Source organism: Bacteroides sp. HMSC067B03, from assembly GCF_001811315.1.
Taxonomy (GTDB): domain Bacteria; phylum Bacteroidota; class Bacteroidia; order Bacteroidales; family Bacteroidaceae; genus Bacteroides; species Bacteroides faecis.
The window spans coordinates 23,118-36,286 of record NZ_KV804298.1 but is presented as its reverse complement, the minus strand read 5'-3'; the positions used below and the strand labels follow the sequence as shown (position 1 = coordinate 36,286).

The 13,169-nt window shown below is 41.9% G+C and carries 7 protein-coding genes; all 7 read left to right on the top strand.

Features of this window, described 5'->3' with window-relative positions; genetic code table 11:
* Positions 1-92: 92 nt before the first annotated feature.
* The 7 genes from HMPREF2794_RS05710 to HMPREF2794_RS05680 all read left to right on the top strand — a co-directional run bounded on the left by HMPREF2794_RS05710 (position 93) and on the right by HMPREF2794_RS05680 (position 13,164).
* The gene (locus HMPREF2794_RS05710) at positions 93-1,163 is read left to right on the top strand and encodes a DUF4434 domain-containing protein (protein WP_070751125.1); all 1,071 of its coding nucleotides are present in this window, start codon (positions 93-95) and stop codon (positions 1,161-1,163) included.
* Between the two features lie 22 nt (positions 1,164-1,185).
* Positions 1,186-4,332 (top strand): SusC/RagA family TonB-linked outer membrane protein, encoded by a 3,147-nt coding sequence (locus HMPREF2794_RS05705; protein WP_070751124.1) that lies wholly within the window; start codon positions 1,186-1,188, stop codon positions 4,330-4,332.
* Positions 4,333-4,345: 13 nt separating this feature from the next.
* Entirely contained in the window at positions 4,346-5,977 is a 1,632-nt protein-coding gene (locus HMPREF2794_RS05700) for a RagB/SusD family nutrient uptake outer membrane protein (protein ID WP_010539478.1), read from the top strand.
* A 16-nt stretch (positions 5,978-5,993) separates the two neighbouring features.
* On the top strand, positions 5,994-7,661 hold the full coding sequence (locus HMPREF2794_RS05695) for a DUF5018 domain-containing protein (RefSeq protein ID WP_010539479.1): 1,668 nt from the start codon (positions 5,994-5,996) through the stop codon (positions 7,659-7,661).
* A gap of 75 nt (positions 7,662-7,736) precedes the next feature.
* A complete protein-coding gene (locus HMPREF2794_RS05690; protein ID WP_083312015.1) occupies positions 7,737-9,113 on the top strand; it encodes an alpha amylase family protein in 1,377 nt (458 codons plus the stop codon).
* A 28-nt stretch (positions 9,114-9,141) separates the two neighbouring features.
* Positions 9,142-10,470 carry an alpha amylase family protein gene (locus tag HMPREF2794_RS05685; RefSeq protein ID WP_070751122.1) on the top strand — a complete coding sequence of 443 codons (1,329 nt, stop codon included), beginning with the start codon at positions 9,142-9,144 and terminating at the stop codon, positions 10,468-10,470.
* Between the two features lie 24 nt (positions 10,471-10,494).
* Complete coding sequence (locus HMPREF2794_RS05680) at positions 10,495-13,164, top strand: calcineurin-like phosphoesterase C-terminal domain-containing protein (RefSeq protein WP_070751120.1); 2,670 nt, start codon at positions 10,495-10,497, stop codon at positions 13,162-13,164.
* Positions 13,165-13,169: the final 5 nt, after the last annotated feature.

Below are 13,169 nucleotides of genomic sequence, written 5' to 3'. Positions count from 1 at the left end.
GAAAATGGAAAGGATGCTTCCACGTACCGAGAGGGCTGTATCAGTGCTGGAAAACACTGGAAAGTTTATAACCCTAAATTAATAACAACACTATGAATGGACGACGTAATTTTCTGAAAACCGCATTTGCCACATGTTCACTGTTAGCAGGCAGCAAGCTTCTGACAGCTTGCACTCCTATAAAAAAAGTAGCTACTGACGAAGAGACATTCGAGACGTTTGCTACGCCCGATGCTCTAAAAGGAATGCCTATTAAAGCGACTTTTCTGGATGAAATAAGCTGGGATATTCCGCATCAGAACTGGGGTACCAAAGAGTGGGATCAGGATTTTAAAGCAATGAAGAAAATGGGAATCAATACCGTTGTGCTCATTCGAGCCGGTCTCGGCAAATGGATTGCCTCCCCTTTTCAATGTTTATTAGGAAAAGAAGATGTCTATTATCCCCCTGTAGACTTGGTTGAAATGTTCCTGACATTAGCCGATAAATACAATATGGCTTTTTACTTTGGAATGTATGACTCCGGAAAGTACTGGCAGGAAGGACTGTTTCAGAAAGAAATAGATCTGAATATGGCACTGATAGACGAAGTCTGGAAAAAATATGGTCATCATAAATCATTCCAGGGCTGGTATTTGTCACAAGAAATCAGCCGGCGCACAAAGAATATGTCCAAGATTTATGCAGAAGTCGGGAAACATGCCAAAGCAGTTTCCGGGAATCTGTCGACCATGGTCTCTCCTTATATACACGGAGTAAAAACAGACCAGGTAATGGCAGGCGACAAAGCACTGTCTGTGAAAGAGCATGAGGAAGAATGGGATGAAATATTGAATAACGTCAATGGAGCTGTTGATATCATGGCTTTTCAAGATGGTCAGGTGGATTATCATGAATTATATGACTATTTGGTTATCAATAAGAAACTGGCAGATAAATACAACATGAAATGCTGGACCAATATCGAATCTTTCGACCGTGACATGCCTATTCGTTTCTTACCTATCAAATGGGAAAAGCTGCTGTTAAAGCTGGATGCTGCGAGAAGAGCTGGAATGGAAAATGCAATCACATTTGAGTTTTCTCATTTCATGAGCCCTAACTCGGCTTACCTGCAAGCCGGGCACCTATATGAAAGATATTGTGAACACTTTATTCTATAAACCTATCTAATATTGTAATGCAATGAAAAAAAGAATCAAATGGAATCCGAGGTTCATGACCTCATTGTTTATTGCGTTCATGTGCACATTGAGTTGTTTCGCACAAAACGTAATAAAAGGATCAGTAAGTGATGGTGGTGGCGAACCATTGCCAGGAGTGTCTGTAGCCGTCAAAGGTACGACCAGTGGTACGATAACAGACATGGATGGAAAGTTTAGTATCAATGCCCGAAATAATGATGTATTGATATTCTCTTATGTTGGTATGAATACTCAGGACATCAAAGTAAATGGTCAGCATTTCATTTCGGTAACCATGAAAGACGATGTTGCTTCACTGGACGAAGTGGTGGTAGTTGGGTACGGAACACAAAAACGTGGCAGTATTACCGGAGCCATATCTACAGTATCCGACAAAGAATTGTTGAAAGCTCCTACGATGAGTATCAGTAACGTAGTTGGTGCACGTATTGCCGGAGTTGCAGCCGTACAGTCCAGCGGTCAGCCGGGATCGGACAATGCAACACTGACAATGCGCGGTCAGAGCGGTATTGTATATGTGATTGATGGTATCCGCCGTACGTCTGCCGACTTTAACGGCTTGGACCCTAACGAAATAGAGTCTGTATCTATCTTGAAAGATGCCTCTGCCGTAGCTGTTTATGGTTTGGATGCCAACGGTGTTTTCATCGTTACTACCAAACAGGGAAAAGCGGAAAAGATGTCTATCACTTATACCGGTTCGGTCGGTTTCAGCCAGAATGCGGAACAACAAGAGTGGTTGGACGGTCCCGGATATGCTTACTGGTATAATAAAGCACGGGAGTTACAAGGTGACCCTACAGTATTTACCTCAGAAATGGTGCAGAAAATGAAAGATGGAGTTGATGGTTGGGGAAATACAAACTGGTATGATAAGATCTATGGTACCGGTACTCGTACACACCATAATATATCGGCAACCGGAGGTAGTGACAGAGTGCGTTTCTTCGCATCTATCGGTTATCTGGATGAGAAAGGTAATATCGACAATTATGGTTACAACCGTTTAAACCTTCGTTCCAATATCGATGCCAAATTAACCAAGAGTCTTACCTTCACATTAGGAGTATCCGGTCGTATTGAGAAAAGAGATTCCCCTCGTTATTCCGCTAATCCGGATGACTGGCATAATGTACCACAACAAGTTATTCGTGCCTTGCCTTATGTGCCCGATACTTACGAATATGATGGAAAAACTTACAATGTATCTACGCCGACCGCTTCCTCTCCGGTAGCTCCGTTAGCATCTATCAACGAATCGGGATACAGCAAATCCAATTATTCTTATATTCAGTCTAACTTCAGCTTGAAGTATGACGCACCATGGCTGAAAGGATTAAGTTTCAAATTCCAGGGAGCTTATGACTTAACTTATAACTTCAGTAAAATCCTGAGTAATCCTTATGAAGTGATGATAATGAACCTTCCAACAAGTGAAAGCACTTCATTAACCTATTATAAAGGAACAGATGCATCCGGTAACTCTATTAGTTTGAGTGAATCCGCATCCAGAGGATATACATTTACTACACAAACAAGTGTAACCTACGATAATAAGTTTGGCAAGCATACCGTAGGTGGAATGTTTCTCGCAGAAACTCGTGAGAATAAGAGTAATGCGTTGAGCGCAACCGGTTACGGACTGGACTTTATCCAACTGGATGAACTTAACCAGATAACTAATAAAACCGGAAACGGAGCAGAAAAGTTCCCGAGCATCGGAGGATATAGCGGACATACAAGAGTAGCGGGCTTTGTAGGACGTGTGAACTATAATTACGACGATAAGTATTATTTGGAAGCTTCTCTACGTCATGACGGTAGCTACCTGTTTGGTGGAATGAACAAACGTTGGGTGACATTGCCCGGTGTTTCCGCAGGTTGGAGAATCAATAATGAAAACTGGTTCAACGCACCCTGGATCAATAACCTGAAGCTAAGAGCCGGTATTGGTAAGACTGCCACAAGTGGCGTAAGCGCTTTCCAATGGAGAAATACGATGGGCATTACAAAAAATGCCGTAATCATTGGTGGAAGCAGCCAGACAATGATGTATGCTTCTGTATTAGGTAATCCTAATTTGTCATGGGCTCAATGTCTGAATTATAATGTCGGCGTTGACGCAACGATGTGGAACGGATTATTAGGTGTCGAATTTGATGTATTCTACAAATATGAATATGACAAACTGGCTACAGTCACAGGTGCATATGCTCCTTCAAGAGGCGGATACTATTTCAGTTCTGCAAACGTGAATAAAAGTGATTATAAAGGATTTGATCTAACTCTGACTCACTATAATCATATCAACAAATTCAATTATGGTGCGAAATTAATCTGGTCTTATGCATATGGCCGTTGGCTGAAATATGTAGGTGATTCGGATAATGCTCCTGAATATCAGCGTCTGACAGGAAAGCAAATAGGTTCCAAATACGGTTTCATCGCCAATGGACTGTTCCAAAGCGAAGAAGAGATTGCTAATTCGGCTACCGTCAAAGGTTATAAAGCCCTGCCGGGATACATTAAATATGTAGATAGAAATGGAGACGGTATCATTACTGCTGCACAAGATCAAGGTTATGTAGGTAAAAGTGCTACTCCGAAACATACCGGTTCTTTGAACTTATTCGGTAATTGGAAAGGATTTGACTTTGACTTGTTGTTCTCTTGGGGATTGGGTAATGTCGTAGCCCTGACCGGTCAGTATACAGCCAGCGGTTCTGCGGGTACACAAGATAATACCTCATTTACCAAACCTTTCTATCATGGAGGAAACTCACCGACATTCCTGGTTGAAAACTCATGGACTCCGGAACATACCAATGCAGAATTCCCACGCCTGGAAATTACTGGTCCAAGTAATAACAATGGATACTCTTCTACCTTCTGGTACAGAAACGGAAACTATATGCGCCTGAAGACTGCACAAATTGGTTACAATTTCCCGAAGAAATGGCTGAACCCTGCAGGTATAGAAGGTCTGAGACTCTATGTTGAAGGCTATAACCTGTTGACCTTTAGCGGACTGACCAAATACAACATTGACCCGGAATCTCCTGCTGTAAACAATGGTTATTACCCGCAACAGAGAACTTATACGCTAGGTGTAAAACTAACATTCTAAAAAACGGAAGTATATGAAAAAGATATTATTAAATATATCATTAGCACTAGCATTAGGCTTTACCATCAGTTCGTGCAATGATTGGCTGGACGGTGTCAAACAGACATCGACTGTAAGTGATGAGATTGTTTGGCAAGATGAAGCATATGTAGATAAGTATGTGAATGCTTTCTATACATATCTGAACAAATATGGTCAGTTCGGTGAATCACAGTTCTCCGGAAGTTTGACTGAAAGTCTGACTGAGACATTCAAATACGGTTCGGTAGCTTTAGGAGACAGAGCCGGACATCCGAACAACTACGTCACCAATCCGGATGTTATCAGTCCGGATGGATGCCGTTACAACATTTGGGATAAAGACCTCGCATACGGTAACATCCGTCAGATGAACCAATTCCTGTCCATGCAGAAACAATACTCAACATTCCCTGAAGACAAGAATTTGAAATGGGAAGCCCAAGTACGTTTCTTCCGTGCTTACGTTTATTTCCAATTAGCTAAACGTCATGGCGGAGTTATTCTTTACGACGACCTTCCTGCCTCTAATGATAAAGCACGGAGTACGGCAGCTGAAACATGGCAGTTCATTGCAGATGATCTGGACTTTGCAGCTACCAACCTGCCAAAAGAATGGGATGCGGCCAATAAAGGCCGGGTGACAAAGGGGGCTGCCTATGCATTGAAATCACGTGCTATGCTATATGCAGAACGTTGGCAAGATGCCTATAATGCAGCCGATGAAGTTGAAAAACTTCAGTTGTATGATTTGGTAGACAACTATGCGGATGCTTGGAAAGGTAACAATAAGGAAGCTATTCTGGAATTTGATTACAATAAAGACAGTGGACCCAACCACACTTTTGACCAATATTATGTTCCTCAATGTGATGGTTATGACTTTGGTGCTTTGGGTACTCCTACTCAGGAAATGGTAGAATCTTATGAAGACAAGAACGGCAATAAGGTAGATTGGACCGAATGGCATGGCACTACCACAAAAGAACCTCCTTATGACCAACTAGAGCCACGCTTCGCAGCCACAATTATCTATCGTGGCTGTACATGGAAAGGTAAAGTCATGGACTGTAGTGTAGGTGGAACAAACGGAGCTTTCATGGCTTATCGTGAACAATCTTATTCGTATGGAAAAACAACCACTGGTTATTTCTTGCGCAAACTATTGGATGAGAAACTGATTGATGTAAAAGGTACTAAAAGTTCACAGGCATGGGTAGAAATCCGTTTTGCAGAAGTTCTGCTAAACAAAGCCGAAGCTGCATACCGGCTTAATAAAACCGGTGAAGCACAGTCTTTAATGAATAGAGTTCGTGCTCGTGCAGGAGTGAATTTGCCGGGCAAGTCTTCGAGTGGTGAGGCATGGTTCAAAGATTATCGTAATGAGCGTAAAGTAGAATTGGCATACGAAGGACATTTGTTCTGGGATATGCGCCGTTGGAAACTGGCCCACATCGAATATAACAACTATCGCTGCCATGGTCTTAAGATAACGAACGGCACATACGAATACATCGATTGTGACGGACAGGATCGTAAATTCCCGCAGAAATTATATGTCCTGCCGGTACCGACCTCTGAGATAAAAAACAATGCGTTAATTGAGCAATATGATGAATGGAAATAACTAAAAGCTTAATACAATGAAAAATAAAATATTATCAATCGTTTCAGTCATTGCGTTTCTGATGGGTATGAGTGCGTGTCACAGCCCGGAAGATTTTAATCCGACTGTTGAACGAAACATAATCAACAATTTGACAGCATCCTTCCCGGATGACGACAGTGATGACAACAGTTTCACGAGTGAAATAGATTATACGAATCATATAATTACAGTTGTATTTCCGTATAACTACCCCAAACTTTCAGACAACGTTCTGCAAACATCTGACTTGAAGAAAATGCGTGTAATCGCTGACCTTGATAATAATGTATATGTTTATCCGACATTATTATTTATGGATATGACAAAGGACAATTATATTACGGTGAAAGATCAGACCGGTACGAGTACCGAATATAAAGTTGTAGCAGAAATACGTAAAAGTAATGAGTGCACAATCACGAAATTCAATCTTACAAGTCTGGGATTATCAGGTATTATCAACGAAAGTACCAAAACTATTTCTCTGATTAGCCTGGAAAGTATAGGTGAAGTTTTAGCAGATGTATCAATATCTCACGGAGCAACGATCTCACCTGATCCGACTACGGTTGCATTGAATTACGACCAAGACCAGAAAGTCACTGTGACTGCGCAAAACGGTACAACTAAATCTACGTATACCGTCAAGAAGGAAATCCCTGAAAAGATTGCTGCCGGCTTGCGTGCAAACAGTGCTAAACTTATTTGGGCTAAGAAACTGACAGACATAGGAATCTCCAGCTTCGATATGACAACCGGTATTGCTGTAACAAATGACTATGTAGTCATTAATGAACGTGCGAAGAATCCTGTATACTTGCATGCCAAGAATGGCGAAAAAGCAGGAACAATGAACATTAGCTTTGCAGGTAGTCTGACTAATTTCTATGCAACAGCAGACAAGGACGGAAATATCCTGTTCACGAATCTGACTCCAAATGCCGGACCAGCCTTTACTGTATGGAAAGCCTCGGGAGTCGACCAAGCACCGGAGAAATACATAGAATTTACAACTTCGCTGGCTATGGGCAGAAAACTGTCAGTATGTGGCAGTCTGAACAGTAATGCTATTATTACCGCTCCTATCTATGCCACTTCAGGCCAGTTTGCCCGTTGGCAGGTAGAGAATGGCGTACTTAAATCACAGACTCCGGACATCATTACAGCGCAAGGAATAGGCGGATGGGGAACAAATGCTGATGTCATTTACTCTGATCCGACAGATCCGACCAGTGATTATTATACTACGTTCTACGCCGAACCACGCAACCTATGCTGGATGGATGGAAAAACAAATGCAATTAAGAATAAGGGAGTGGCACTTGATGGAAACTACGTACCGAATGCTGTCGATTATACAGTATTTAACAAGGTGGAATATGTCGCTTCAAATCTGGTGAATCCATGGAATTGGGGAACTGCCGATAATATCTACTTGTTCGATCTTTCATCAGGCTCGTTAGCTACTCAGGCTATTGACTTCGGAAGTACCGGTTTGGGAATCAATGGAAACTATGGTTCTAAGATTCTTGGAAATACGAACGGTAATTACTGTGGTGATGTAGTTTTGAAAGTTTCTGATGACGGTTATTATATGTACGTTTACTTTATGTTCTGCAATGGATACGTAGGTTGCGTACAGTGTGACTGTATCGACATGTAAAATACCATCTTTATGCAAAAAGCCTGTACCTCTTTCAGGTACAGGCTTTTTACTTCAACTATTAAGTCGTATAAAATGAATATCAAGAAAAATATAATAAAAGCATTTATAGGAGGAATAGCTGCCTGCTTGTGCATGGCATGTGGCGGCAGCGATTCAAAAGATTATTGGGGAGACACCAGCGGAGGAGGAGACGAAGAACCGACAGAGAATCCTAATGCCTCCAAACCCCGTTATATCTGGATTGACGCAGCTGCCAACTTTCCCGATTTTGCCAACAGCAAAGAAAACATAGCCCGTGATCTGGCTTTAGCCAAAGATGCCGGTTTCACTGATATTGTAGTAGATGTACGTCCCACTACCGGAGATGTTTTATTTAAAACGAATCATGTAGATCAGGTCAAATTTATGTATGCCTGGATCGGAAGCAACTATACCAAAGTAGAAAGAACAGCAACATGGGACTACCTGCAAGCCTTCGTTGACGAAGCACGCAAACAGGGACTTCGTATCCATGCCGCCATTAATACTTTTGTCGGTGGAAATCAGATCGACGGAGGCACAGGACTTTTGTACAGAGATCAGTCTAAAGCAGCATGGGCAACGCAGATGAACATGCAGACAGGGATTACAAGTGTAATGAACACTAGTGAAAGTGCCAAGTTCTTCAATCCTGCCCATCCGGAAGTACAAACTTTCCTTTGTAACTTACTGAAAGATCTTGCAAGCTACGATCTGGACGGTATCTTCTTAGACCGTGGACGCTTCCTTAATCTGCAAGCCGATTTTTCTGAAGAGTCCCGTAAGCAATTCGAGGCTTACATGGGAGGAATAAAAATCCAAAATTACCCGGACGACATTTTGGCACCGGGTGCTTCCAGTCTTCCTGCCACCTATCCTAAATATATGACTAAGTGGTTGGAATTCCGCGCAAAAGTGATTTATGACTTTATGCAGAAAGCACGCACTGCCGTCAAAGAAGTCAACTCTAAAATTAAATTTGGAGTTTACGTAGGTGGTTGGTACTCTTCCTATTATGATGTAGGCGTTAACTGGGCTGCTGCCACTTATGATACCTCTCGTTATTACAAATGGGCAACCGGCAAATATATGAATTATGGCTATGCTGCCTGCATGGATCAGATCCTTATCGGTGCCTATGCTTCTCCGCTTAAAGTACATGGAACTACCGAATGGACTATGGAAGGATTTTGTTCATTGGCGAAAGATAAGATTAAAGGAGAATGTCCTATTGTAGCCGGAGGTCCGGATGTAGGTAACTGGGATACCAACAATCAGGCAACCCAGGAACAAGAAAACCAAGCAATCGTACAGTCTGTAAAAGCTTGTATGGACGTATGTGACGGATATTTCCTGTTTGATATGATTCATTTGAAAAAAGCCGGTCAGTGGCAATATGCCAAAGAAGGCATCGAACTTGCGATGAAATAAAAGGAATAACTGAATAGCATATAATAACATGAAGAAAATAACACTAGCACTCTTATCCGTTTTACTGATCACAGCACTGGGAGGATGTAAAAGCACTACACCCCAGACAGCAGACAAAAATGTAAAACCTGCCTTGATGTGGTTTGATGCTGAAGCCAATTTTGAACGTTTCAGCTATCCCGATTCAATAGATTATTATCTGACTAAGATAAAATCACTGGGCTTTACCCACGCCGTTGTTGATGTACGCCCTATCACGGGAGAAGTATTGTTCGACACAGAATTCGCACCTAAGATGCGCGAATGGCAAGGATATGAACGTAAAGACTTTGACTATCTGGGACATTTTATCAAGAAAGCGCATGAATTGGGAATAGAAGTGCATGCTTCTCTCAATGTATTTGTTGCCGGTCATAACTACTTTGACCGTGGATTGGTGTATTCCACTCACCCCGAGTGGGCATCTGTTGTATATACTCCGGAAGGCATGACTTCCATAACAAACGAAAAGAAAAAATATTCTGCCATGGTGAACCCTATCAACGAGGATTTTCGGACACATATTCTGAATGTCCTGAAAGACCTGGTTAAACGTTACCCTGATTTAGACGGATTAATGCTGGACAGAGTAAGATATGATGGTATTTCCGCCGACTTTTCCGATATCTCCCGCCAGCAGTTTGAAGCATATGTCGGACAAAAAGTAGAAAAATTCCCGGAAGATATTTTTGAATGGAAGAAAGACTCCAACGGCAAATATTATCCCGAGCGCGGCAAGTATTTTCTGAAATGGACCGAATGGCGTACCAAGAATATTTACGACTTTATGGCTCTTGCCCGAAAGGAAGTAAAAGCTGTCAATCCAGACATTTCTTTTGGTACTTATACGGGTGCCTGGTATCCTTCCTATTATGAAGTGGGAGTCAACTTTGCCAGTAACCAGTATGACCCGAGTAAAGATTTTGATTGGGCTACTCCGGAATACAAAAACTATGGATATGCAGAACTGATCGACCTCTATGCTACCGGCAACTACTATACAGATATCACAATCGAAGAATCTCTGAAGAATAAGAAAACTGTATGGAACGAAACCGATTCACAAGGCCAAAGCGGCACATGGTATTCGGTAGAAGGATCGTGTCAGAAATTACGCCATATAATGAAAGACAATCAATTCATGGGGGGGATCCTGGTAGATCAATTCTATGATAACCCTGCAAAACTCTCGGCAACAATCGAAATGAACCTGAAAGCATCAGACGGATTGATGGTATTTGACATAGTACATATCATCAATAAAGGATTATGGAAAGAAGTTGAAAATGGAATGAGAGCTGGAGGAGCTCTGAAATAATAAACATTTGAACCCTATAAACATATGAAAAGACTCTCAATTATCTCCCTACTGTTATGGATTGGAATGGTGGCTTTTGCTACCGGAAAATCCAAAGTGATGTGGTTGGATTGTTCTGCAAATTTTCAGAGATTCAGCTACCCGGATTCCATCCGTTACTATGTGGACAAATGCCATGAAGCAGGAATCACTCACTTAGTATTGGATATAAAAGATAACACAGGTGAAGTGCTATACCCCAGCAAATACGCCGCACAGAAAAAGAACTGGAAGAATTTCGATCGTCCGGATTTTGACTTTATCAATACCTTTATTAAGGCAGCCCATGCCCATGGGATGGTTATCTTTGCCGGGATGAATATTTTTGCAGATGGACAGAATATCGTAAAGCGTGGTGCCGTTTTTGATAAGCATAAGAAATGGCAGGCCATCAATTATGTCCCACGCAAAGGATTATTGCCCGTAACGGAAATAGAAGGAAAACCTACCATGTTCCTGAATCCGGCATTAAAGGAAGTGCAGAAATACGAAATAGACATTATCAAGGAAGTAGTCAGGAATTATGCTTTCGACGGCATTATGCTGGATCGTGCCCGTTACGATTGTATCGACTCTGATTTCTCTCCCGAATCCCGAAAAATGTTCGAGAAGTTTATAGGAAAGAAGATAGACAGATTTCCGGAGGATATACTTGAATGGCGGCCTAATGCTGAAGGAGGAATTGACCGTGTCGGTGGTCCGTATTATCATCAATGGCTGACATGGAGGGCTTCCGTCATCTATAATTTCATCAAAGACGTACGTACTTCCATCAAAAAAGTGAATCCCGATTGTATGCTGGCGGCCTACACAGGGGCATGGTATCCTACCTACTTCGAAGTAGGAGTAAACTGGGCAAGCCAGAAGTATGATGTCAGCAAAGACTTCAGTTGGGCAACACCCGACTATAAGAATTATGGATTTGCCGAATTACTGGATTTCTACACAAACGGGAATTATTATTGGAATGTAACACTCGACGATTATTACCGGTCATCCGGCAAACATAAAAATGAAACGGACAGTGAATTTTCTACCGGAGAATATCTATGCGTAGAAGGAGGTTGCAAATACTCCAAATACTTGTTGAAAGATGCAGTACCCGTATGCGGAGGACTGTATGTAGAAGATTACAAACGAGATGTAAATCAGTTTCAGAAGGCGGTACGCATGAATCTGAAAGAATCGGACGGTGTGATGATTTTTGATATTGTACATATTATTCGTAACGGATGGTGGGACGAACTAAAAGAAGCACTGGATGAAACCAAGCTGGATGAAGCGGGAATGATTAAAGGAACCGTTACCTGCGACGGCAAAGGCATAGCCAATGTGGTAGTGACAGACGGACTGCGTTGTGTCACTACAGACAAGAACGGTATCTATCATCTGCCAAATCTCGGAAATACACGTTTTGTATATATCACAACTCCTGCCGGATACCTGACAGACTGCGAACAGACCATTCCCAGATTCTATCAGGAAATTGATCTGAGCAAGACAAATGAATATAACTTCCGCCTGAAGAAGAATCCTAAAGATGACAGCAAACATCTGTTTGTACTGGAAGCAGATGTACAAGCCGGCTTGAAAGAACATTGGGATTTGTACGCCCCCATCGTCGATGACTATAAACAATTAATCGACCAACATACCGATCGTGATGTATTCGGACTGAATTGCGGAGATATCTTCTGGGACACACCAGCCACTTTCTTTCCACCTTATATAGATAAAGCAAAAAAACTGGATATACCCATATACCGCGCAATCGGTAATCACGATATCGATTGTAACGGAGCTACTCATGAAACATCGTACCGGACTTTCGAAGGATATTTCGGTCCTACCCATTATTCGTTCAACAAAGGAAATGCCCACTATATTGTTATAAACAACAACTTTTATGTGGGACGTGAATACTTCTACATCGGTTATGTAGATGAAACTACTTTCAAATGGCTGGAAGAAGATTTATCTTATGTACCTAAAGGCACACTGGTATTCTTCATGACACATATCCCCACTCGGATAACGGAACAGAAAAGGCCTTTCAACTATGATTACGGTATGCTGGCGGGAGAAACGATCAATGCCGAATCTGTTCACCGATTATTGGACGGATACGAAACCCACTTTCTGACGGGACATCTTCATTCTAACTCCAATATCGTATTCAACGATCATCAGATGGAACATAACACAGCTGCCGTATGCGGCATTTGGTGGCATGCAGATGTCTGCATAGACGGAACTCCCCAAGGATACGGAGTCTATGAAGTAGACGGCAATCAGGTAAAATGGTATTATAAAAGTGCCGGTCATCCGAAAGATTACCAATTCCGTAGTTACGGAGCAGGAACATCCAAGGAGTTTCCAAAAGACATTATAGCAAACGTATGGAACTGGGATAAGAGCTGGAAAGTAGAATGGCTGGAAAACGGGAAAGTAATGGGAGCAATGACTCAATATACAGGAGTCGACCCTTATGCACACAAAGTATGTACGGATAAGAAAAGAACCATGCAAAGCTGGATATCAGCAGCAAACACCGGTCACATGTTTCGTGCCACTCCTGAAAATCCGAGAGCTAACATAGAAATTAAAGTAACAGACCGCTTCGGTAATGTTTACCTGCAAACAATTTCTAAATAAGAAAC

Coding starts and splice junctions, on each gene's coding strand:
- HMPREF2794_RS05710 (WP_070751125.1), top strand. CDS start 93: ATGAATGGACGACGTAATTTTCTGAAAACCGCATTTGCCACATGTTCA.
- HMPREF2794_RS05705 (WP_070751124.1), top strand. CDS start 1,186: ATGAAAAAAAGAATCAAATGGAATCCGAGGTTCATGACCTCATTGTTT.
- HMPREF2794_RS05700 (WP_010539478.1), top strand. CDS start 4,346: ATGAAAAAGATATTATTAAATATATCATTAGCACTAGCATTAGGCTTT.
- HMPREF2794_RS05695 (WP_010539479.1), top strand. CDS start 5,994: ATGAAAAATAAAATATTATCAATCGTTTCAGTCATTGCGTTTCTGATG.
- HMPREF2794_RS05690 (WP_083312015.1), top strand. CDS start 7,737: ATGAATATCAAGAAAAATATAATAAAAGCATTTATAGGAGGAATAGCT.
- HMPREF2794_RS05685 (WP_070751122.1), top strand. CDS start 9,142: ATGAAGAAAATAACACTAGCACTCTTATCCGTTTTACTGATCACAGCA.
- HMPREF2794_RS05680 (WP_070751120.1), top strand. CDS start 10,495: ATGAAAAGACTCTCAATTATCTCCCTACTGTTATGGATTGGAATGGTG.